Source organism: Streptomyces diversicolor, assembly GCF_057537855.1.
In genome coordinates, this window is sequence record NZ_BAAJXA010000021.1 from 102,670 (window position 1) to 123,866 (window position 21,197).

At 72.6% G+C, this 21,197-nt stretch carries 18 protein-coding genes; 5 read left to right on the forward strand and 13 right to left on the reverse strand.

Translation table 11 applies throughout. The annotated features are described in order from the left end of the window. Nucleotides 1–46 precede the first annotated feature (46 nt). Complete coding sequence (locus tag AC27LF_RS24920; protein WP_479658565.1) at nt 47–1,504, forward strand: peptidoglycan D,D-transpeptidase FtsI family protein; 1,458 nt, start codon at nt 47–49, stop codon at nt 1,502–1,504. Between the two features lie 92 nt (nt 1,505–1,596). Here AC27LF_RS24920 and AC27LF_RS24925 read toward each other — a convergent pair whose 3' ends face one another. Next, nucleotides 1,597–3,048, reverse strand: a complete 1,452-nt coding sequence (locus AC27LF_RS24925; protein WP_479658564.1) for an NCS2 family permease — start codon at nt 3,046–3,048, stop codon at nt 1,597–1,599. A 210-nt stretch (nt 3,049–3,258) separates the two neighbouring features. Between AC27LF_RS24925 and AC27LF_RS24930 the strand changes: the two genes are divergently transcribed. The 3 genes from AC27LF_RS24930 (at nt 3,259) to AC27LF_RS24940 (ending at nt 5,159) form a co-directional block, all read left to right on the forward strand. After that, nucleotides 3,259–3,861, forward strand: a complete 603-nt coding sequence (locus AC27LF_RS24930; protein WP_479658563.1) for a SigE family RNA polymerase sigma factor — start codon at nt 3,259–3,261, stop codon at nt 3,859–3,861. Next, the gene (locus AC27LF_RS24935; RefSeq protein ID WP_479658562.1) at nt 3,858–4,616 is read left to right on the forward strand and encodes a hypothetical protein; all 759 of its coding nucleotides are present in this window, start codon (nt 3,858–3,860) and stop codon (nt 4,614–4,616) included. The genes AC27LF_RS24930 and AC27LF_RS24935 overlap by 4 nt, the downstream gene beginning before the upstream one ends. Nucleotides 4,617–4,751: 135 nt before the next feature. Further along, the gene (locus tag AC27LF_RS24940) at nt 4,752–5,159 is read left to right on the forward strand and encodes a hypothetical protein (RefSeq protein WP_479658561.1); all 408 of its coding nucleotides are present in this window, start codon (nt 4,752–4,754) and stop codon (nt 5,157–5,159) included. Nucleotides 5,160–5,196: 37 nt separating this feature from the next. Here the strand turns inward: AC27LF_RS24940 and AC27LF_RS24945 are convergent, their stop codons facing one another. The 12 genes from AC27LF_RS24945 to AC27LF_RS25000 all read right to left on the reverse strand — a co-directional run bounded on the left by AC27LF_RS24945 (nt 5,197) and on the right by AC27LF_RS25000 (nt 19,697). Beyond that, the gene (locus AC27LF_RS24945; RefSeq protein WP_479658560.1) at nt 5,197–6,330 is read right to left on the reverse strand and encodes a pectinesterase family protein; all 1,134 of its coding nucleotides are present in this window, start codon (nt 6,328–6,330) and stop codon (nt 5,197–5,199) included. A gap of 75 nt (nt 6,331–6,405) precedes the next feature. Beyond that, nucleotides 6,406–7,725 carry a pectate lyase family protein gene (locus tag AC27LF_RS24950; protein ID WP_479658559.1) on the reverse strand — a complete coding sequence of 440 codons (1,320 nt, stop codon included), beginning with the start codon at nt 7,723–7,725 and terminating at the stop codon, nt 6,406–6,408. Nucleotides 7,726–7,913: 188 nt separating this feature from the next. Beyond that, entirely contained in the window at nt 7,914–9,251 is a 1,338-nt protein-coding gene (locus AC27LF_RS24955; protein ID WP_479658558.1) for an ABC transporter substrate-binding protein, read from the reverse strand. Between the two features lie 152 nt (nt 9,252–9,403). After that, complete coding sequence (locus AC27LF_RS24960; protein WP_479658557.1) at nt 9,404–10,966, reverse strand: glycoside hydrolase family 43 protein; 1,563 nt, start codon at nt 10,964–10,966, stop codon at nt 9,404–9,406. After that, nucleotides 10,963–11,808 carry a DUF6807 domain-containing protein gene (locus tag AC27LF_RS24965; protein WP_479658556.1) on the reverse strand — a complete coding sequence of 282 codons (846 nt, stop codon included), beginning with the start codon at nt 11,806–11,808 and terminating at the stop codon, nt 10,963–10,965. The genes AC27LF_RS24960 and AC27LF_RS24965 overlap by 4 nt, the downstream gene beginning before the upstream one ends. Continuing rightward, entirely contained in the window at nt 11,805–12,953 is a 1,149-nt protein-coding gene (locus AC27LF_RS24970; RefSeq protein WP_479658555.1) for a Gfo/Idh/MocA family protein, read from the reverse strand. The genes AC27LF_RS24965 and AC27LF_RS24970 overlap by 4 nt, the downstream gene beginning before the upstream one ends. Continuing rightward, nucleotides 12,950–13,834, reverse strand: a complete 885-nt coding sequence (locus AC27LF_RS24975; protein ID WP_404029167.1) for a carbohydrate ABC transporter permease — start codon at nt 13,832–13,834, stop codon at nt 12,950–12,952. Before AC27LF_RS24975 ends, AC27LF_RS24970 begins: the two co-directional genes overlap by 4 nt. Further along, on the reverse strand, nt 13,831–14,766 hold the full coding sequence (locus AC27LF_RS24980; protein WP_479658554.1) for a carbohydrate ABC transporter permease: 936 nt from the start codon (nt 14,764–14,766) through the stop codon (nt 13,831–13,833). The genes AC27LF_RS24975 and AC27LF_RS24980 overlap by 4 nt, the downstream gene beginning before the upstream one ends. Nucleotides 14,767–14,868: 102 nt before the next feature. Continuing rightward, entirely contained in the window at nt 14,869–16,605 is a 1,737-nt protein-coding gene (araD, locus tag AC27LF_RS24985) for an L-arabinonate dehydratase (protein WP_479658657.1), read from the reverse strand. Next, entirely contained in the window at nt 16,602–17,510 is a 909-nt protein-coding gene (locus AC27LF_RS24990; RefSeq protein ID WP_404029171.1) for a dihydrodipicolinate synthase family protein, read from the reverse strand. Before AC27LF_RS24990 ends, araD begins: the two co-directional genes overlap by 4 nt. Continuing rightward, nucleotides 17,507–18,298 (reverse strand): GntR family transcriptional regulator, encoded by a 792-nt coding sequence (locus AC27LF_RS24995; protein ID WP_479658553.1) that lies wholly within the window; start codon nt 18,296–18,298, stop codon nt 17,507–17,509. Before AC27LF_RS24995 ends, AC27LF_RS24990 begins: the two co-directional genes overlap by 4 nt. Nucleotides 18,299–19,103: 805 nt before the next feature. After that, complete coding sequence (locus tag AC27LF_RS25000; RefSeq protein WP_479658552.1) at nt 19,104–19,697, reverse strand: TIGR03086 family metal-binding protein; 594 nt, start codon at nt 19,695–19,697, stop codon at nt 19,104–19,106. A gap of 171 nt (nt 19,698–19,868) precedes the next feature. Between AC27LF_RS25000 and AC27LF_RS25005 the strand changes: the two genes are divergently transcribed. After that, nucleotides 19,869–21,101, forward strand: coding sequence for an MFS transporter (locus tag AC27LF_RS25005; RefSeq protein WP_479658656.1), 1,233 nt, complete (start codon nt 19,869–19,871; stop codon nt 21,099–21,101). The last annotated feature ends 96 nt before the right edge of the window (nt 21,102–21,197 follow it).

Here is a 21,197-nt window from a genome sequence, read left to right on the forward strand (position 1 = left end):
GGCCAACGGGAACGTTTCCCACCGCTGCCTCGTCCTTGTCACCGGGATGAACAAGACGATCAGGCGGGCGTCCGTCTTCGCGCTGCTGCTCGTGCTCGCCCTGCTCCTGCGGGCGACCTGGGTGCAGTTCTACGACGGCAAGGCCCTCGCGGACGACAAGAACAACCGGCGCAACGCGATCCGGACGTACGCGGCACCGCTCGGGAACATCATCGTGGCCGGGGAGTCGATCACCGGCTCGGCGCGCGCCTCGGGGGGCGACCTCGCGTACAAGCGCACCTACAAGGACGGCGCGCTGTACGCCGCGGTGACCGGCTACGCCTCGCAGAGCTATGCGCCCACCCAGCTGGAGGGCATCTACCAGGACCTGCTCAACGGCACGGACACCCGGCTCAAGACCGTCATGGACACGATCACGGGCGAGCGGGCCGACCCGGGCGACGTGGTCACGACGATCGACCCGGACGTGCAGAAGGCTGCGTACGACGCGCTCGGCGACAAGAAGGGCGGCGCCGTCGCGATCGATCCCAAGACCGGCCGGATCCTCGCGGTCGTGTCGACCCCGTCGTACGACCCGAGCACGCTCACCGACGCCAACACCGCCGGGTCCGCCTGGAAGCGGCTCAACGCCGACCCGGACAAGCCGCTGACCAACCGCGGGCTGCGCCAGCCGCTGCCGCCGGGCTCGACGTTCAAGCTGGTCGTCGCGGCGGCGGCGCTGGAGGACGGGCGGTACGCGACGGTGGACGAACCGACCGACAGCCCGGACCCGTACCGGCTGCCCGGCACCACACGGGACCTCGCCAACGAGAACACCTCCGCGCCCTGCGAGAACGCCTCGATCCGCACCGCCCTGCGGTACTCCTGCAACAACGTCTTCGCGAAGATGGCCGTCGACCTCGGCCAGGACAAGGTGAAGGCGATGGCCGACAAGTTCGGCTTCGACGACGACAGGCTGGACGTGCCGGTACGGGCCTACACCAGCGTCTACCCGTCCGGGATGGACGACGCGCAGACCGCCCTGTCGGGCATCGGCCAGTTCGATGTGACCGCGACCCCGCTGCAACTGGCGATGGTGTCGGCAGCCATAGCCAACGACGGGGTACTGGTCTCGCCCCATATGGTGTCGCGCATCACCGACAGCGGCGGTGATGTGGTGCGCAACTATGACGAAGGCGCCCACGGCACCCGGATCGTCAGCTCCACGACCGCCGGGCAACTCCAGTCGGCGATGCGGACGGTGGTCGAGCAGGGCACCGGCACCAACGCGCGGATACCGGGCGTCACCGTCGGCGGCAAGACCGGCACCGCGCAGCACGGCGAGAACAACAGCAAGACACCGTACGCCTGGTTCACCTCCTACGGCACGTCCGACACATCGGGCAAGGAGGTCGCCGTCGCGGTGATGGTCGAGCAGTCGGACGCGGCGCGGTCGGAGGTCAGCGGCAACGGGTTGGCCGCGCCGGTCGCGCAGGCCATGATGCGGGCCGCGTTGAAGAACTGAGGGAGGCGGAACGCCGCGTGGTCGGCCGCGGGTCGTCCGTGACTGATCGCGCGGTTCCCCGCGCCCCTCGCGGGGCGCGAGGTCCCCGGCGTCTACTTCACGCCGAGGAGCTGTTCCACCGGGTCGATCGCGAAGTACACCAGGAACAGTGCGGAGACGGCCCACAGCAGCCAGTTGACCTCCCTGGCCCTGCCCAGCACCGTCTTGATGACGACATAGGACAGGAACCCGGCGCCGATGCCGTCGGTGATGGAGTACGTGAACGGCATCGCGGCGATGGTGAGGAAGGCAGGGACGGCGATCTCGTACCTGTCCCACTCGATGTGCTTGACGTGGGTCATCATCAGGAAGCCCACCGCGATCAGCGCGGGCGCCGCCGCCTGGAGCGGGACGATGGTCAGCAGCGGGGTCAGGAACAGCGCGAGACCGAAGAGTCCGCCGGTGACCAGGTTGGCGAAGCCGGTGCGGGCGCCCTCGCCGACGCCCGCCGCCGACTCGATGTAGGCGGTGTTGGAGGAGGCGGAGCCGATCCCGCCGGCGACCGCGGCGGCCCCGTCGATGAACAGCACACGGCCGATGTGCGGCACCTGGCCCCGCTCGTCGAGCAGCCCGGCCTCCGCGCTGACGCCGACGATGGTGCCCATGGCGTCGAAGAAGTCCGACAGGATCAGGGTGAAGACGAGCAGGACGGCGGTGAGGACGCCGGCCTCGGCGAAGCCGCCGAACAGGCTGAAGTGACCGAAGAGCCCGAAGTCGGGGGCGGCGACGATCTCGTCGGGCACCTTGGGTGTGGTCAGGCCCCAGCTCTTGATGTCGGCGACGGCGTCGATGACGATCGCGACGACGGTCATCGTGACGATGCTGATGAGGATCGCGCCCTTCACCCCGCGCGCGAGCAGCGCGACGGTCAGCAGCACGCCGAGGCAGAACACGAGGACGGGCCAGCCGGTCAGTCGCCCGACGGAGCCCAGTTGGACGGGCACGGTGGTGTTCGCGACGTCCGGGACGCGGCTGACGAACCCGGCGTCGACGAAGCCGATGAACGCGATGAACAGTCCGATGCCGACGCCGATCGCCTGTTTGAGCTGCTGCGGGATCGCGTTCATGATCGCTTCCCGGAGTCCGGTGAGCACCAGGACGCAGATCACGACGCCTTCGATGACGACGAGACCCATCGCGTCGTCCCAGCTCATCAGGGGGGCGAGCTGGAAGGCGACGACGGCGTTCAGGCCGAGACCGGCGGCGATGGCGAGCGGGAGGTTGCCGCCGACCCCCATGACGACGGTCATCACGCAGGCCACCAGGGCGGTGGCGGTGACGAGTTGGCCGGTGTCGAGCTGATGGCCGAACTTGTCCTTGGCGCCGCCCAGGATGATCGGGTTCAGCACGAGGATGTAGGCCATGGTGAAGAAGGTGGCGAAGCCGCCGCGTATCTCCCGGCCCAGGGTGGAGCCCCGGGCGGTGATCCTGAAGTACCGGTCGACGCCGCCGGTTCCGGGTGGCGGGGCGGGTGACCGGTCGGCCGCCTTCTGCGTCTCGGACATGGTCGGGCTCCTCGATGCCTGAGTGATCGGTGCGCGGATGCTGGCTGGATTGTTCCCGCGTCGACGCGGTCTCAGGTTTTCGCCGTGTTAAGGAAATCGGGTTCGGCCGCCCCTGCATTGTTCGAGGAATCGCACGACCGCTGCTACAGTTCCCGGTCCCGTCCGGCGCACGCCGTTCGGCGCCGGGAAGCGCTGCGAGGAGACAGACGCGTGGGTCACGTCGCGGACGACGCCGCCGCGGAGTTCCATGCCTTCTTCGAACGCCACTACGCCGAACTCTCCCGCCTCGCCCACCTGTTGACGGGGGAGCCGGACGCCGCCGACGATCTGGCCGCGGATGCGCTGCTCGCGCTGTGGCACCGCTGGGACCGGGTGCGGGCGGCCGACCACCCGGTGGCGTACGCGCGGGGCGTGGTCGCCAATCTGGCCCGCACCCGGATCCGCAGCGCGGTCCGCGAGCGGCGCCGGATCGCGCTGTTCTGGCCGCACCGCGAGGAGCGCACCGAGAACCCGGACGTGCCGGGCGTGGTCGATGTGCGGGAGGCGCTGCGCGGGCTGCCGTTCCGGAAACGGGCGTGTGTGGTGCTGCGGCACGCCTTCGACCTGTCGGAGCGGGAGACCGCGCTCGCCCTCGGTATCTCCGTGGGTACGGTGAAGAGCCAGACGTCGAAGGGCATGGCCGAACTCCAGCGGCGGCTTGGCCCGCGGGAGTCGCCGCGGGCGATGCCCGCGGTGGTGGGGGCGGCACACCGGGCGGAGACGGCCGCGGCCCTGCGGGTGCCCGGCGGCGAAAGCGGAGGACGGCGCCGATGACGGCACGGCAGACGCCCGAGGAAGGGCCCGGGGAGGGACCTGAGGGGCCCGAGGAGGCGCAGCGGGAGGTGCGCGCCCGGCTGCGCGCGGCGGCCGACACACACCACCCGGACCGCGCCCGCATCCTGGCCCGCATCGAACGGGGCAGGGCACAGACGGTGACCCGCGGGGTGTGGGTCGGGGGTTGGGGGTGGGTGGTCGGGGCTGTGATGGGGGTTGCCGGGGTGGTTGCCCTTGGTGGGTACGGGGTGGTGTCCCTCGCCGGGGAGGCCCCGCCGGCGCGGCGGACCGTCGCGGCCTCGCAGGACCCGGGGCCGCGGAGCCCGGCGCCCGTCGCGCGTGGCGCGCGGGACGGCCCGCTGTCGGCGGACGGCGCGGTCGACCCGCACAGCAACGCGTTCTGGGCGCAGAGCGAGGTGACCCTGAGGACGTCGCGGCCGCTGACCTCCCTCAGCGTGCGGCTGGCCGTCGCCCAGACCGGCGGGGTGACCTCCACCGGTGCCTGGCGCACACTGCCCGAGGACGACTTCGCGCTGACGGCACGTGAACGGGACGGCTTCCTCGTCTTCACCTGGACGCTCAGACGGGGGCGTACGGTCCCGGCGGGCGCATGGATCTTCGCCGGGCAGTACGACCACGACCGCGGCGGCCGGGACGCCGGGCGCGACCGCTACACCGTCACCGGCACGGCGGACGACGGGCGCCGCGCCTCCGTGACGGGCGGCTTCGCCGCGCCGGGGCGTGCACGGCCGTAGGCAGCCGCCGGGCCACGGCCGCATCGGAGAGGCTTCCCACGATTGGCGGCGGCGGACGGCGGACACCATCACTGTGCGGGAGCCGTCGCCGACGGTGACCGTCGAGCCGCCGAGCGGACGGAGGGGGACACCGCGATGGATCTGACGCCGATCGTGGCACCGGGGGCCCAGGCGCTGGTCGCCGCGATCATGACCGACGGTTGGGAGCGGGTGCGCGCCTGGCTCGCGGCCCGGTGGAGCGGGCGGACCGGCGAGCCGGCGGACGAGATCGAGCGGCGGCTGGACGACGCGCACCGGCACACGGCCGACGCGGACCCGGACGACGGCCAGGCACCGCACGACGGCGAGGCGCGGGACCGGGTCACCGCCCGCTGGACCGCGTTCCTGCTGGCCGCCGTCGCCGAGCGGCCCGAACTCCTCGGCCTCGTCCGCGAACTCGGCGCGCCCGCCGGGTCCGTGCACAACAGCAACAGCGGAACGGTCACCTCGCTCGTGCAGAGCCGTGACGTGCACGGCGGAATCCGGTTCGGCCCGGGTTCCTGAACGTGTCCGCCGCTTCAAGGGCGGGCGGCCGTGCCGGTTACCGCGGGCGGACGGCCGGGGGCCGCCAGTCGCCGAGGTAGGCCGCCGGGGTGTGCGACTCGGCCTCGGCGTCGGTGAGTTGGGGCCGGTTGCCGGGGACGACGACCGCGGCGCCGGGGCCGGTGTTGCGGTATTCGGCGAACCGCTGCTCCTGCCACGGGAAGGCGTTGGACATGGTGGCGTAGGGCGCGGTCGCGTCGACGCCGGGGCCGAGCCGGGTGTCGCGCACGGTGAGCATCGGGCGGGCGGTGACGTCCGAGCTGGGCACCCAGGGGCGGGCCAGTTTGTACGCGCCGTCCGGGGCCGCGCTGCTGATCCGGCCGCGGGTGACCAGGAAGCCGCGCGGGTTGGCGCCCGCCGTGGACGGCGCGAAGACGAAGCCGTACGGGGCCGAGCCCAGGTCGGTGCGGTCCAGGGTGCGGAAGTGGCAGTCCTCGTAGACGGCGGTGGCCCGGCCGAAGACGAAGTCCACGTCGCCCTCGATGTAGCAGTGGCGGTAGTACTGGCGGGCGAAGGCGGCGAGCGCCGTCGAGTCGGCGTACAGGGTGTCCTGGTGGCCGAGGAAGCGGCAGTGCAGGAAGGCGCTGCGGTCGCCCTGCACCTTGACGGCCACCGCCTGGGTCCCGGTGATGTCCGGATGGTCGGCGCGCAGCCAGTCGTTGGCGAAGGTGATCCAGCGGGCGGTGAAGCCGTCCGCCTGGAGGGTCGTGGTGGCCGAGCCGGTGGTGCCGTGGGTGCCGCCGCCGGGCTTGGGCGTGCCGGCCGCGTTGTCGTAGACGAGCACGACGTCCCGGGGGTCCTCCGAGGCGCCGATCCAGGTCGCCCCGGTGCGGCCGGCGTCGAGGGTGACCGTCTCGCGGTAGACGCCGGGGGCGATGACCAGCGTCCAGCCGTCGCCGCTCGCGGCGGACACGGCGTCCCGGACGGTGGTGACGTCGCCGCGGCCGTGCGGATCGACGTAGAGGGTGCGGGGCGTGAGGCGGTGCCGGGGGGAGCCGTGGCGGCCGAACGGGCGGGGCGCCGCGGCGGCCCTGGCGGGTGCCGGGGCGAGGCCGAGCGCCGCGCCCGCCGCGGCTCCGGCGGCCAGGAAGCCCCTTCTGGTCAGGGAATTCGGGGGGTGGGGCGAGGGCATGCGGAAGCTCCTTCGCGGTGCGGCGGTTGGTCCGGGCGGGCCGGGGGCCGTGGGCCCCGGCCCGTGCGCTGCGGGTCAGCCGAGCCGGCCGGCGCCCGCTCGGTGGCCGACGATGCCGGGCACGGCCCTGGCCGGGTCGATCCGGGTGCGCAGGGTGGGTGTCCAGCCCGCGCCGCGCTGCAGGGTCTCGCCGGGGACCTCGGCGTTGTGGACGGCGATCAGGTCGGTCCGTACGCCGTTGACGTAGTTGTCCTCGGCGGTGACCGGCGCCTCCTTCCACTTCTTCAGGACGGACCCCGCCGTGACCCCGTCGGCCAGGGTGAACGCGTTGTGTTCGGCGACGAGTTGGGACTCCATGCCGATGCCGTAGGTGTAGCCGTAGCCCGCCTCGGCGACGAAGTGGTTGTTGTAGGAGTCGACCTGTCCGAAGCGGACCCGGGGCGCGCGCTCGACCAGGTTCGCGAACAGGTTGTGGTGGAAGGTGACCTTGAGGTGGCCGCGGTCGACCGCGGCGGTCGAGGCGCTGTCGCTGTTGCCGATCAGGATCGTCTTGTCGTGGTCCTTGAAGACGTTCCAGGAGGCCGTGACGTAGTCGGCGCCCTTGACGATGTCCAGTTCACCGTCGTGCTGTTGGTAGATCCGGCCGTAGTAGTACGGGAGGGTGCTGTCGGGGTGGTCGCCGTCGGTGAAGGTGTTGTGGTCGATCCACACATGGGTGGAGCCGTAGATCACGGCGCTGTCGTACTCGGAGTTCCAGTTGCCGTCGGCGGTGTCGGTCGGGTCCCACTGCGGGAAGCAGTCGAGGGGGCTCTCGAAGGTCAGATTGCGGACGATGACGTTGTCGACGTCCTTGATCTGCAGGCTGGCGCCCTTGAAGCCGGCGTTCTTGCCGATCCCGACGATGGTCGTGTCGGCCGGGACGAACGCCTTGATGTAGGCGTCCTGGCGGGCGGCGGAGGCGCGGCGCAGCCCCTCGGGGCTGTCGGCGGGCTCGTCGTCCAGGGTTGTGTCGCGGCCCCAGTTCTGCGGGGAGTAGGTGTCCAGGTAGGTGGCGAGGTCGTAGCCGGGCGCCTGGAAGGAGGTGCAGTCCGGGCCGTCGGCGTCGATGGTGCCCTTGACTTTGACGATCCTGGGCGCGCTGCCGCCGTCGGCCAGGGCGGCCTTGAACTCCTCCCAGGTGGTGACGGTGTAGACGTGGGCGCGGTCGGCGGCGGCGCCGCCGGTGGTGCCGGTGCCGTGGGCGCCCCAGCCGTCGTTCGCGGGCAGCACCTGTCGGGTGGCGTCGGCGCGGTGGGCGGGCTGTGCGGCGGCGGTGCCGGTGACGGTGAGCACGAGGCCGGCGCAGGTCGCGGCGACGGCCGCCCGGGTGGCACGTTCATGACATATATGACGCATGGTGTGTTCTCCTCGGTGACGAGTCCGATGCGGGCCAGGTGAGCGCCGGGTCCCGGCCGGGGCCTCGGCGGGGGTCTTCGGTGCTGCGGTGGAGTCGCCGGCCGGGAAGGCCGGGGCGCGCGGGGAGCCGCGCGCCCCGGCCCGCGCCGGACGCCGGCGGCTCCCCGCCGCCGGGACCCACCGGGACCTCAGTGGTTCTGCTTCCAGTCGGCCTGCGCCGTGTTGAGCTGGTCGGCCAGGGTGTCCAGGAAGTCCTTCGCGGTCATCTTCCCGAGCAGCACCTTCTGGAAGTTCGGCTCGTTGTCGGCCTTCGAGATGGTGTTCCAGTCGGGCAGGTAGTACGGCAGCTGCACGATCTTGGTGCTGGCTCCGTCCAGCGCCTGCGCCGCCAGCTTCGTCGGCTCGGACTGCTGGATCCAGGCGTCCTTGGCCGCGTCGGTGTTCGCCGGGACCTGGCCCGCGGACCGGTTGAACTTGGAGTTCTCCTCGTGCGACACCGCGAACTCGATGAACTTCCAGGCCGCCGCCTTGTTCTTGCTCGACTTGAACAGGCTCAGCCCGTCGACCGGGTTGGACACCTGCACCCGGGTGCCGTCCTGAAGCGTCGGGTTCGGGATGCCGCGGAACTTCCCCTCGCCCAGCGCCTTGAGATGGTCCTGGTAGGAGCCCAGGTTGTGGCTCAGCATGCCGATCGTGCCGCTGTCCCACTGGGCGACCATCTTGGTGAAGTCGTTGTTGACGTCGGCGGCCGGGGTGACCTTCTTGTACAGGGCGACGTACTTCTCCAGGGCGGCCACGTTCCGCGGATCGTTGACGGTGGTCTTGTCGCCCTTCCAGAACGAGGTGATCCCGGTCTGGCCGTACACCGCGTCCAGGGCCGGCGCGATGGCGCCCTCGCCGCCGCGGATGGTGAAGCCGAACCGGTTCTTGGCCCTGTCGGTGAGCTTGTCCGCCGCGTCGTAGAACTTCGACCAGGTGGTCGGCGCGTCGAGGCCGGCCTGCTCGAACAGGTCGGTGCGGTACCACAGGGTGCCGTTGTTCGCCGAGGTCGGCACCTGGTAGAGGGCGTCCCCGCCGCCCGCCGATGTGGAGATCGCCAGCAGGCCCTCGTTCAGCTTGCCGTTCAGCGGGCTCTTCGCGATCCGGTCGTCCAGCGGCTCCAGCGCGCCCTGCACCGCGACCTCGGCGAGCATCGCGGTGCCCACCCCGCCGACGTCGGGCAGCCCGCCGCCCTGGATGGCGGTGTCGTACTTCGACTGGGCGCTCGCGGCCGGGATGCCCACGTACTCGACCTTGATGTCCGGGTACTTCTTCTCGAAGTCGGCGATGACCTGCTTCCAGATGTCGGTGCGCACACCGCCGTTGTTGTCCCAGAAGGTGATCGTGCCCTTGCCCGAGCCCTCACCGCCCTTGTCCCCCGCGCTGCCGCTGCCGTCGTCGCCGCAGGCGGTGGCGGTCAGCACGAGCACGGAACCCAGGGCGACGGCCGTGGCGGCGCGCCTGCTTCTGCGGATGGTCTTCTTCATCGGTCGGCTCTCTTCTTCTGGATCCAACGGGGATGTGACGGTGTGGGGCGGGTGTCCGCTCTCGCGGGTGCCCGGTCTTACCGGTGTCCGTTCTCGCGGCCGCCGGCGGGGACCGTCGGCGGTCGTCGTGCCGTGTCCCGGCCCGGACGGGTTCAGGACGGGGTGATGCGGAAGTGCGTGAAGACGGCCGCCCCGGCGGGGCCCGGTCCCTCGGGCGCCAGGGCGAACAGGCCGAGCAGGGCGCCGACCCAGCGCCAGGGGGTGGCGGCGAACACGGGCCCCGAGGGGCGCGGCCCGGCCCCGGCGTCGTAGGCGAAGCGGCAGCGCGCCCCGGGTCCGGCCTCGATCAGCAGCCGGACCCGTCCCGCGGGCACGGGGACCGGCCGGGCGGCGTCCCGCTCGCTCTCCCGCCGCTCCGGGGACGTTCCCGGTGCCGCCGCCGCGGCCGGCTCGGCGAACCGGTGCACGAGCCAGGCCGTGCCGTCCGCGTCCCGTTCGAGGCCGATCCAGGCGTAGGCGTCCCCGAGCACCGCGAGTCCGGCCCGTGCGCCCGTCTCCGCGCCGTCCAGCCGCAGTTCGACCTCGGCCGCGCACGGCGAGCCGGGCAGCCGCTGGGTGAGGACGTTCGGCACCGCGCGTAGGTCGTGCGGGCCGGCCGAGCGGACGCAGGCAAGCCTGAGCCCGTCCCCGGAGTGCTGGGTGGCCCAGCCGTCCCGCGGATTGGCCGTCCACTGCCACTGCCGCCCGTACCGTCCGCCGGGGAAGTCGTCGTCGGTGGCGGGCGCGGCGGCCGGCTGGGGCGGCAGTGCGGGTTTGCGGTGGACGGCGACCGGGCGGCCGTCGTCCCCGAGCACCGGCCAGCCGTCGGCGGCCCAGCGCATCGGCTGGAGGTGGACCACCCGGCCGTACGCGCCGCGCTGCTGGAAGTGCAGGAACCAGTCCTCGCCCGACGGGGTGCGCACCCAGCCGCCCTGGTGCGGACCGTTGACGTCGGTGTCCCGCTGCTCCAGCACGGACCGCTCCTCGTACGGCCCGAAGAACGCGCGGGACCGGAAGGCGCCCTGCCAGCCCGTCGCCACTCCCCCGGCGGGCGCGAAGATCCAGAACCAGCCGTCGTGCCGGTAGAGCTTGGGGCCCTCCAGGGTGAACCAGCCGGGGATCGGGTCACCGTCGACGATCACCTCGCCCTCGTCCAGCAGGCCGGTGCCGTCGGGGTGCATGCGGTGGCCGGTGAGCCGGTTCTTGACGCCGGAGCGGGACCTGGCCCAGGCGTGCACGAGATAGGCCGCGCCGCTCTCCTCGTCCCACAGCGGGCAGGGGTCGATCAGTCCCTTGCCCTCCTTCAGGAGGTGCGGCGCGGTCCAGGGGCCGCGGATCTCGGGCGCGTTGATCTGGAAGAGGCCCTGGTCGGGGTCGCCCCAGAAGATCCAGAAGCGGTCGTCGTGGTGGCGCAGCGACGGCGCCCACACCCCGCAGTCGTGGCGCGGCACGGCGAACCGCGCGGCCGGTTCCAGGGCGGGCAGCGCATGGCCGACCAGCGTCCAGTTGACCAGGTCGCGGGAGTGCAGCAGGGGCAGTCCGGGGGCGCGGCCGAAGCTGGAGGCGGTGAGGTAGTAGTCGTCGCCGACGCGGACGACGTCCGGGTCGGACCAGTCGGCGTCGAGGACCGGGTTGCGGTAGGTCCCGTCGCCGAGGTCGGCGCCGCGCAGGCTCATGGGCTCACCGCCTTGCGCACCAGCGCCGCGGCCTCGTCCCGGCCGGGGCGGCCGTCGGCGACGACGGTGACGACGCGCCGTACGACGGTGCCGTCGGGCGGCACGGGCAGCCGTTCGGCGTGCGCCAGCGAGGAGCCCACGCCGGGGTACTGTGCCGTGCGCACGAACCACGGGTCGCGCCGGGTGTCCGCGGTGGCCCCGGCGAACACCAGCGTCCAGTCCGCGCCCGCCAGGGCCAGCCAGTCGGCCCTCCGGCCGTGCACCTCGGGCTCGCCCGCGCGGTCGGCGGTGAAGACCTCGGGCGCGCGGTCCGCCGTGCGGGCCCGCCAGAAGAAGCCGCCGTAGGCCGCGCCGGGCCGCCCGTTGGTGGCGGGGCTGCCGAGGGACAGCGGGTCCGCGGTGACATTGGTGAGGGAGAAGGTGAAGTCCAGCGCCCAGGCGGTGGCCGTGAGTTCGGTGGCGGCGACGGTGCGCCGCTCGCGCAGCAGTTCGCGTCCGGCGGCCACCCAGCGCAGCTCCTCCACGAAGCCGTCGGGGTCGCGCAGCTGGAAGGAGATGTGGCGCTGGGCGCCGTGGTTGTCGAGTTCGGTGGGGCCGCGGTCGCGGACGAAGGTGCGGCCGCCCCAGAAGTTGTGCCCCTCGACGTCGGGAACGGCGACACCGACGCCGAGGTGGTGGAGGTGGTCGGCGGGGCTCAGCTCGGTGACCGCCGTGCCGGCCAGGGTGGTGACGGGGTGCAGGAAGGGCCGCGGGGAGAGCCGGGCCGGAAGGTCGGGCCGGGTGAGGTAGCGGCCGACCGGGCGGCCCGCGGCCCGCAGCACCAGGGTGTCGTCGGTCGTCATCGGGTGCTCACCTGTTTCGGTGGGGCCCAGGGGGCGCCCAGCTCGGAGTAGAGGGCGAGGGAGTCGGCACAGGCCGCGACGAGTTCGTCGACGCCGGGCACCACCCGGCGGTTCTCACCGGGCAGGAACCGCCACGCCCCGGCGGGCAGCGCGACCGGTTCGGGGGCCCGCCGGATCGCCTCGACGACCTCCATGAAGGCGCCCGTCGCGGCCGGCGGGACCAGCGGCTCCTGCCCGGTGGTCAGGTGGGCGACCAGGTTCTCCAGCAGGTCCGTGCGGCCGTACTCGGTCTCCTCGGGGCCGTGGCCCGCCCGTTGCAGCAGCACCCGGTCCTGCTTGTACCAGAAGGTGATCCGGCCGCGCTCGCCGTGCACCATGACGTACGGCTCGCCGGGCCGCTCGGCGCACAGGGTCGCGGCCACGGCGACCGGGCCGCGCCGGGTGCGCACGCGGACGCAGGAGGTGTCGTCGGACTCGATGTCGTTGGCGCGCAGCAGTTCGGTCTCGACGCCGGTGACGTCGTCGGCGCGCGTGGTGCCGAGCAGGGCGAGCGCGGTGGCCACGGCATGGGCCAGCGGGTTGGTGAGCACACCGTCCGCGACGTCGACGCCGTTCAGGCGCCGCTTGCCGGACCAGGGCACCCGCCGGAAGTACGCCTCGTCGCGCGCCCAGGCCCCGGCCCCGCCGACGCCGACGACCTCCCCGACGGCGCCCTCGGCGATCAGCTTGCGGATCGCGGGCAGCGCGAGCGAACCCAGCGACTGGAAGCCGATCTGGCAGGTCACCCCGGCCGCGGCGACCCCGTCGGACAGCCGCCGGAACTCGGCGTAGGAGGGGGCGGGCGGCTTCTCCAGCAGGATGTGCACGCCCCGCACGGCCGCGGTGAGGGCGAGGTCCGTGTGGGTGGGGATCGGAGTGCAGATGACGGCGATCCGGGCGCCGGTGGCGTCGAGCAGGGCGCCGAGGTCGGACGACTGGGCCGGCGCGCCGAGCCCGTCCGGGATCTCGTGCGGGGCGAGCGGGGTCAGCTCGCAGATGCCCACCAGCCGCACCAGCCCCCGCCGTTGGAGCCCGCGGATGTTGTCCAGGTGCCGGCGGCCGTGGCCGCGGGCGCCCGCCAGGACCACCGGAAGGGCCGTGCTCATCCCTTGACCGCCCCCGCGCTGAAGCCCGTGATCAGCCACTTCTGGATGAACGCGAACACCACGACGACGGGGACGGCGGCGACGATGCCGCCCGCGGCGAGCGCGCCGAGGTCGACGCTGTCCGCGCTCATCAGGGTGTTGAGGCCGACCGGAATGGTCTGCTTGCCCTGGTCGGACAGGAACATCAGGGCGAACAGGAAGTGGTTCCAGGCGTGCACGAAGGCGAAGGAGCCGACGGCGATCAGCCCGGGGCGCAGCAGCGGCAGGACGACGATCCGGAAGGCGGTCAGCCGGCCGCAGCCGTCGACCCAGGCGGCCTCCTCCAGGGAGTACGGCACGTTTCTGATGAAGCCGCTGATCAGGATCATCGACAGGGGCAGCTGGAAGACGGTCTCGGCGATGATGACGCTGCCGAGTGAGTTGATCATCTTCAGCTCGGCGAAGATCTGGAAGAGCGGGACCAGCAGCAGCGCGCCGGGCACGAACTGCGAGCACAGCAGGGCCAGCATGAAGCCGCGCTTGAGGCGGAAGTCGAACCGGGCGAGGGCGTAGCCGCCGGCCAGCGCGACGACGGTGGTCAGCAGCAGGGTGGCGATGCCGACGTACACGCTGTTGGCGAAGTAGGTGCCGAAGCTGCGCTCGGTCCACACCTTCTGGAAGTGGTCGAAGGTCATCGGCCAGGGCACCAGCGAGGTCGAGCCGGCCGGGCGCAGGGCGAACAGCAGGATCCAGTAGAACGGGATCAAGGTGAACAGAAGGTAGATCGACAGCGGGAGGTAGATCTGCCAGCGCGGGACCTCGTCCCAGGCGCGGCGCCTTCGGTGCGGCCGGGCGGGCTCGGCGGCCACCCGTTCGGGTGCCGGGGCGATCTCGGTGATCACTTGGTCTCGCCTCCGAACTTGCTCAGTCGCAGATAGACGATCGAGCAGAAGAGCAGGATCACGAACGCCACCGTGGTGAGGGCGGACGCGTAGCCGAAGTTGTGGGCGTCGACGCTGGTGTTGGCGATGTACAGGGGCAGGGTGGTGGTCTCGCCGGCCGGGCCGCCGCCGGTGAGGGTGTAGAGCAGGTCGACGTTGTTGAACTCCCACACCGCGCGCAGCAGCGTGGACAGGACGATGGCGTCCTTCAGGTGCGGCAGGGTGATGTGCCAGAACTGCTTGAGCCGGCTCGCGCCGTCGACCTCGGCGGCCTCGTACAGGTCCTTCGAGACGGACTGGAGGTCGGCGAGGATGAGGATCGCGAAGAAGGGGACGCCGCGCCACAGGTCGGCGATCACCGCCGCGGGGAAGACGGTCGAGGTGTCCGAGAGCCAGCTGGTGCCGTAGGAGCCGATGCCCAGGTCGGCGAGGTAACGGGTGATGCCCGTCTGGGAGTTGTAGAGCAGCACCCAGATCGCGGAGGTCAGCACCCCGGAGACGGCCCACGGGGAGAAGACCAGCGCGCGGCCGAGGGAGCGGCCCACGAAGGTCTGGTTGACGATGAGGGCGAGCGCGAGACCGAACAGCAGCTGGAGCCCGACCTCCACGACGACCCACTGGGCGCTGAAGGTCAGCGTCTGCCAGAACTGCGGGTCGTCGGTGAAGGCGTGGACGAAGTTGTCGAAGCCCGCATAACCGTTCCGCCACGGCTTGGTGGGGTTGTAGTTCTGCAGGCTGTAGTAGAAGACGCTGATCACCGGGTAGGCGATGAAGCCCAGCATGAGCAGGGCCGCGGGGGCGATCAGCAGGTACGGCAGCCTGCGCGGTGTCGCGGAGGCACGGCGCCGCCGGGGTGGCGCGGGCGGTTTCGCCACGGCTGCGGCTTGGGCCATGACTGTTCTCCGATCTGATACGGCTCGTACGTGTGTTCGGGTGAAGCGCTTTCCATCCGGGTGTTCGGCTGCCCGGCCGCGGGCGACCGCGGCGGGGCGGGGCTAGCCCGCGTAGGGGTCCTGCACCCGGCCCGGTCGGGCCAGGAACTCGAAGTCGCAGCCGGTGTCGGCCTGGGTGATCTGCTCGCTGTAGAGCGCGCCGTAGCCGCGCTCGTAGCGCACGGGCGGCGGCGTCCACCGCGCCCTGCGCCGCTCCAGCTCCTCGTCGGACACATGGAGCCGCAGGGTGCGGGCCTCGACGTCCAGCGTGATGGAGTCCCCGGTGCGCACCAGCGCCAGCGGCCCGCCGACATACGACTCGGGGGCCACGTGCAGCACGCACGCGCCGTAACTCGTGCCGCTCATCCGGGCGTCGGAGATCCGCACCATGTCCCGCACGCCCTGCTTGAGCAGGTGGTCGGGGATGGGCAGCATCCCGTACTCGGGCATCCCGGGGCCGCCCTTGGGCCCCGCGTTGCGCAGCACCAGCACGCTGTCCGCGGTGATACCGAGGGCCGGGTCGTTGATGGTGCGCTGCATGGTCCTGTAGTCGTCGAAGACGACCGCGGGACCGGTGTGCCTGAGCAGGTGCGGCTCGGCGGCGATGTGCTTGATGACGGCACCGTCCGGGCACAGGTTGCCGCGCAGCACGGCCACCCCGCCCTCCTGCGCGACCGGGTTGTCGCGCGGCCGGATCACGTCGTCGTCATGCACCCGGGCACCGGCGAGCTGCGCGCGCAGGGTGTCGTGCGCGACCGTCGGCCGGTCCAGGTGCAGCAGGTCGGGGATGCGGGAGAGGAAACCGGGCAGCCCGCCCGCGAAGTGGAAGTCCTCCATGAGGTACGTCCGTCCGCCGGGCCGCACATTGGCCAGCACCGGGACCGTGCGGGCGATGCGGTCGAAGTCGTCCAGGGTGAGCCGCACGCCCGCCCGGCCCGCCATCGCGATCAGATGGATGACGGCGTTGGTCGAGCCGCCGAGGCCGAGCACGGTCGTGACCGCGTCCTCGAAGGCCGCACGGGTGAGGATCTGCGACAACCGGCGGTCCCGGTGGACCAGTTCGACGATGCGCAGCCCGGACGCCGCGGCCATCCGGTCGTGCCCGGAGTCCACGGCCGGGATGCTGGACGCGCCGGGCACCGTCACGCCGAGCGCCTCGGCCGCCGCGGTCAGCGTGGACGCCGTGCCCATGGTCATGCAGTGGCCGGGCGAGCGGGCGAGGCCGCTCTCCAGCTCGGACATCTCGCAGTCGCCGATCAGCCCGGCCCGCTTGTCGTCCCAGTACTTCCACATGTCGGTGCCGGAGCCCAGCACCTCACCCCGCCAGTGACCGGGCAGCATCGGCCCGGCCGGCACGAACACCGTCGGCAGGTCGACGCTCGCGGCGCCCATGAGCAGCGCGGGCGTGGACTTGTCGCAGCCGCCCAGCAGCACCGCGCCGTCGACCGGGTAGGAGCGCAGCAGCTCCTCGGTCTCCATGGCCAGCAGATTGCGGTACAGCATCGGGGTCGGCTTCTGGAAGGTCTCGCTCAGGGTGGCGACCGGGAACTCCAGCGGGAAGCCGCCCGCCTGCCACACCCCGCGCTTGACGGCCTGCGCGCGGTCGCGCAGGTGCACATGGCAGGGGTTGATGTCGGACCAGGTGTTGAGGATCGCGATGACCGGCTTGCCCAGGTGCTCCTCGGGCAGATAGCCGAGCTGACGGGTGCGGGCACGGTGGCTGAAGGAGCGCAGCCCGTCCGTGCCGTACCACTGGTGGCTGCGCAGTTCCTCGGGAGCCTTGCGCGGGGCGGCGGTCATATCGACCATCCGGCGACGATCGCGGCGACCTCGGCCCGCTCGTCCTCGGGCAGCGGCCGGCTGGGCGGGCGGACGTCGCGGCGGCACAGGCCGAGCGAGGCAAGGGCCTCCTTGACGACGGTGACGTTGTTGGCGGAGCCGTTCGCCGCGCGCAGCTCCTCGAACCGGCGGATCTGCTCCCACACCTTCATCGCCGCCGGGTAGTCACCCGAGCGCAGCGCCTCGATCATGTTCCGCGACACGGCCGGGGCGACGTTCACCAGGCCGGAGGTGAAGCCGGTGGCGCCCGCCGAGAAGTAGGACGGGGCGTAGGGCTCGGCGAGCCCGGCCACCCACACGAAGCGGTCGAGGCCCGCGTCCCGGGCGAAGGCGGCGAAGCGGGCGGCGTCCGGGACGGCGTACTTGACGCCGATCACGTTCGGGCAGGCGTCGGCGAGTTCGGCGAGCCGGGCGCCGGTCAACTGGGCGTTGCGGATGTAGGGGACCACGCCCAGCTCGGGGACGGCCTCCGCGATGGCCCGGTGGTAGTCGATCCAGCCGCGCTGCGAGACATAGGGGTGGACGGGCTGGTGGACCATCACCATCGAGGCGCCGAGCACACGGGCCTCGCGGGCGGAGGCGACGGCGGAGGGCACGTCATGGCCGACGCCGACCAGGATCTCGGCCCGGTCGCCGACCTCGTCGACGGTCAACTGCGTGACCAGGCGGCGCTCTTCGGGGGTGAGGGCGTAGAACTCGCCGGTGTTGCCGTTGGGGGTCAGGGTGACGACGCCGCCGTCGAGCAGCCGGCGCAGCAGGGCCCGGTGGGTGTCCCGGTCGACGGTGCCGTCCTCGGCGAACGGGGTCACCGGGATGGCCACCACGTCGGCCAGGGCGGCTCGCTGGGCCTCGAACCTCGCGCTCATTCCTGCCCTTCCTCTTGCCGTGCCTGCGCTTGCTGATGCTGTGCCTGTTGCTGTGGCTCTTGCTGCTGACGTGCCTGTTCCGGCTGTTGCCGTGCCTGATGCTGTGGCTCTTGCTGCTGACGTGCCTGGTGCTGGTGCTGTGGCGGTTCCTGCTCCGCGTCGGGGTACGCGCGCCGCACGAACGACGCGATATGGGCGCGCAGGGCGTCCGCCGCGCCGTCCGCGTCGCCCGCCAGGGCGAGCCGCAGAATCTCCCGGTGCTCGCCCGCCTCCCGCTCCCAGGAGGGGTCGGCGGCCCAGGCCACGGCGGAGACCAGGGCGGCCTGGTCGCGGACCTCGTCGAGCATCCGGCCGAGCAGCGGGTTGCCGCACGGCAGGTACAGCGCGCGGTGGAACTCCCGGTTGGCGAGGGAGCGTTCGGCGGTGTCGGTGGCGCGGTCGGCCCGGGTCAGGGCGTCCCGCGCCTCCTCAAGGGAGGCACCGCGGCGCACCGCCCGGCGCAGCGCCTCGGGTTCGAGAAGCAGCCGCACGTCGTAGACCTCGCGCGCCATGTCCGCGTCCACCATGCGCACCGTGACGCCCTTGTACTGGCTCATCACGACCAGTCCGGTCCCGGCCAGGGTCTTGAGCGCCTCGCGCACCGGGGTCTTGGACACCCCGAACTGCGCGGCCAACTCGGTCTCCACCAGGGCCTGACCGGGCGTCAACTGCCCGGTGAGGATGCGGTGTTTGATCGCGTCCAGCACGAACTGCGTACGGGACGGGATCGGCATGGGCACAGAGGTCATGCGCGCCTCTCGGATCTCGCGTATGTGATCTCGCATATCGCGTCTCATATATGACGTACGAGGTACGACGCGATGAAGGTAGAAGGGGGCGCGGGGTTCGTCAATGCTTCGCACAGAAGAAGGGCGCCGCGACGAGTTTTCGATACTTTTCGACGCCCCGGAGCGCACGCCTTCGGCGGGCCGACGGGAGAGCACGGCTCCACCGCGCCCCCGAGCCCGCGGCTCGGCCGACGCGGGAGCGGAGTACACGGTGGGGCGGACGGCCGTTGGTCACCCCGCCCGGTCGGACGCGCTCAGATCACACACCCCACCCCTGGCCCCCGCCTGCGCCGCCCTCCACGCCCAGCACTCGCCGACTCCCACCCCGGCCCCCCGCTCGGCGGCTCGCGGCAACCCGGCCGGCGCACACCCGGCCACCCCTGCCGTCCAGGTGTGCGGCACGCAGCGCGTCGGGCACGGTGTGCGCGTCACCGAGGACATGGGTGACCGGCACCAGGACGGCCTGAGTGGCCGGCCCCGACGCCGGGCGCGCACCAAGGGGCCGTGCCGAGCACCCACCGCACGCGCAGCTCAGCGGCTCACGCCGGCGCAACCGGCACGTGAACGACCGCCCCCGGCCACCGCCGCCGACGCCGCCGCAACCGGCGCAGCCGCGTCCCGCGCCCACCGGCTCCCGGCTCTCGTCAGCCCAACCGATACACCACCGACCACCCCAAGGCGCCGCGGATGGCGGCGGCGGGGCTTCCTCGGGTGCCTGGGCCGCACCGGCGGCTGCGTGAAGGAACCGCCGGACAGGCCCCCCGCCTCACCCCCGGAGGGTCCAGTGCGGGTTCCGGCCGCTCAGGCCCACCGTTCGGTCCAGCAGGGGCGCGTCGGCCGGGACGGGGACGACCGGGCCGAACGGCCCCCTGTCCCCGGCCGGGTGCTCGGCCGCGGCGAGCAGGAAGCCGTACGACGCCTGGAGTGCGGCCGGGTCGGGCTCGTAGGGCTGACCGGTGGTCCTGGCCAGGTCCCAGCCGTGGATCACCAACTCGTCCGCGGCCACCGCGCCGGCGACGGCGCCGGGCAGGTTCACCCCGCCGGCCCGTGTCATACCGGTCCAGGCGTCCGGATCGCGCCAGGCCCCGGCGAGTTCCGCGAGCGCCTTGGGCAGCTCCGTGCGCCAGTCGGGGCCGAGGTCGGGCACGGCGGCGTCCGGGGCGGTGTCGGTGGTGGCGCCGAGCCGCTTGCCGGCCGCGTCGCGAAACGCCGTGGCCAGCCCCAGCACATGCCCCAGCAGGTCGCGCACCGTGTAGTCCGGGCACGGCGTCGGCGCCGAGAGCTGTTCGTCGGTCACCCCCTCGGCGAGCCCCGCCAGGACGCGCGTCTGCGGGCCGAGGTCGACCATCGTGTCGGTCATGCCGGTTTCTCCTGTCGTGCGTAAGGGTCCCTCGGAGGGCAGACCGGTGCCGGCCGCGGAACTCATCGCACGTCCCGGGGCCGGACGAACACCGCGGGCCCACGGTTTCCAAGGCATCCGCCCGATGCCCGCGCCCCCGCCTTAGACCCACGATGACCTGGCATGACGAGCATGGAGACTTCCTGGGCGGCGGCGCGCGTCCTGCGGGACCGCAACGCGGGGCTGTATCTGGCGGGGCTGGTGGTGTCGGGCTTCGGCACGTCCTCGCTGTGGCTGGCGTCGGGCGTGTGGGTCAAGGACCTCACCGGTTCGAACGGGCTGGCCGCGCTGTGCATGCTGGCGATGTGGGCGCCGACCCTTGCGGGTCCGGCGCTCGGCACGCTCGCCGACCGGGTGCGCCGCAAGCCGCTGCTCGTCGCCGTGAACCTGTTCCTGGCCGGCCTGCTGCTGACCCTGTTCACCGTCGACTCCCCGGACGGCCTGTGGCTGCTGTTCGCGGTGCTGTTCGTGTACGGCGCGGCGGGCGTCGTACACGACGCCGCCGAGTCGGCGCTCGTCGCCGCGGCCGTCGCCCCGGATCTGCTCGGCGACTTCAACGGCCTGCGGATGACCGCGAACGAGGGCATGAAGCTGGTGGCCCCGCTGGCCGGGGCCGGTCTCTACACGGTGTACGGCGGGGCGGCCGTGGCCCTGCTGGACGCGGTCACCTTCGTGCTGGCCGCCGGGCTGTGCGTCCTGCTGCGGGTCGGCGAGGAGCGGCCCGGCCGGCCCGCCGCCGGCTGGCGCGGGCAGACCGCGGAGGGCGTGCGGCACCTGTGGGCACACCCGGCGCTGCGCGCGCTGGTCGGTGCGGGCGGCGTGACGATGCTCTTCGCCGCCCTGACCGGCGCGCTGACGTACGCCGTCGTGGACGGCCTCGGCCGCTCCCCCGCCTACGCGGGCGTGCTGTACGCCGCGCAGGGCGTCGGCTCGGTGGCGGTCGGGCTGGTCTCCGGGGCGGCGCTGCGCCGGCTCGGTGAGCGGGGGTTCGCGGCGGCCGGCATCGCCCTGCTGGCGCCTGCGGTGGCCGCCCGGGCGGTGCCCGACGAGCCGCTGGCACTGGTCAGCAGCGTGGCGACCGGGGTGGGGCTGCCGTGCGTGCTGATCGCCGCGCTCACCGCGGTGCAGCGTGCGACGCCCGGCCCGCTGCTGGGCCGGGCGGCCGCGACCGCCAACACGGTGATGTTCACGCCGAATGTGATCGGGCTGGCCGTCGGTGCCGCCCTGGTCGAACTGGCCGATCACCGGCTGCTGTCGCCGCTGTTCGGCGGGGCGCTGCTCCTGACGGCCCTGTCACTCGCTCACCGCCCGGCAACCGCCTCCCGCACCGCCACCAAGTCCCCGACCGACGCCAACCCCACCTAATGGGGTTCATCGGGTCGTGGGTGAGACTCGATGAGTGGCCGCCAACAGATGAGCACTTTCCGACCCCGAGCCACAAGCACCACCGTCGGCCCGGCA

Coding starts and splice junctions, on each gene's coding strand:
- AC27LF_RS24990 (WP_404029171.1), bottom strand. CDS start 17,510: ATGAGCGCGAGGTTCGAGGCCCAGCGAGCCGCCCTGGCCGACGTGGTG.
- AC27LF_RS24955 (WP_479658558.1), bottom strand. CDS start 9,251: ATGAAGAAGACCATCCGCAGAAGCAGGCGCGCCGCCACGGCCGTCGCC.
- AC27LF_RS24965 (WP_479658556.1), bottom strand. CDS start 11,808: ATGACGACCGACGACACCCTGGTGCTGCGGGCCGCGGGCCGCCCGGTC.
- AC27LF_RS24940 (WP_479658561.1), top strand. CDS start 4,752: ATGGATCTGACGCCGATCGTGGCACCGGGGGCCCAGGCGCTGGTCGCC.
- AC27LF_RS24920 (WP_479658565.1), top strand. CDS start 47: ATGAACAAGACGATCAGGCGGGCGTCCGTCTTCGCGCTGCTGCTCGTG.
- AC27LF_RS24950 (WP_479658559.1), bottom strand. CDS start 7,725: ATGCGTCATATATGTCATGAACGTGCCACCCGGGCGGCCGTCGCCGCG.
- AC27LF_RS24925 (WP_479658564.1), bottom strand. CDS start 3,048: ATGTCCGAGACGCAGAAGGCGGCCGACCGGTCACCCGCCCCGCCACCC.
- AC27LF_RS24935 (WP_479658562.1), top strand. CDS start 3,858: ATGACGGCACGGCAGACGCCCGAGGAAGGGCCCGGGGAGGGACCTGAG.
- AC27LF_RS24945 (WP_479658560.1), bottom strand. CDS start 6,330: ATGCCCTCGCCCCACCCCCCGAATTCCCTGACCAGAAGGGGCTTCCTG.
- AC27LF_RS24960 (WP_479658557.1), bottom strand. CDS start 10,966: ATGAGCCTGCGCGGCGCCGACCTCGGCGACGGGACCTACCGCAACCCG.
- AC27LF_RS25005 (WP_479658656.1), top strand. CDS start 19,869: ATGGAGACTTCCTGGGCGGCGGCGCGCGTCCTGCGGGACCGCAACGCG.
- AC27LF_RS24995 (WP_479658553.1), bottom strand. CDS start 18,298: ATGACCTCTGTGCCCATGCCGATCCCGTCCCGTACGCAGTTCGTGCTG.
- AC27LF_RS24970 (WP_479658555.1), bottom strand. CDS start 12,953: ATGAGCACGGCCCTTCCGGTGGTCCTGGCGGGCGCCCGCGGCCACGGC.
- AC27LF_RS24980 (WP_479658554.1), bottom strand. CDS start 14,766: ATGGCCCAAGCCGCAGCCGTGGCGAAACCGCCCGCGCCACCCCGGCGG.
- AC27LF_RS25000 (WP_479658552.1), bottom strand. CDS start 19,697: ATGACCGACACGATGGTCGACCTCGGCCCGCAGACGCGCGTCCTGGCG.
- araD (WP_479658657.1), bottom strand. CDS start 16,605: ATGACCGCCGCCCCGCGCAAGGCTCCCGAGGAACTGCGCAGCCACCAG.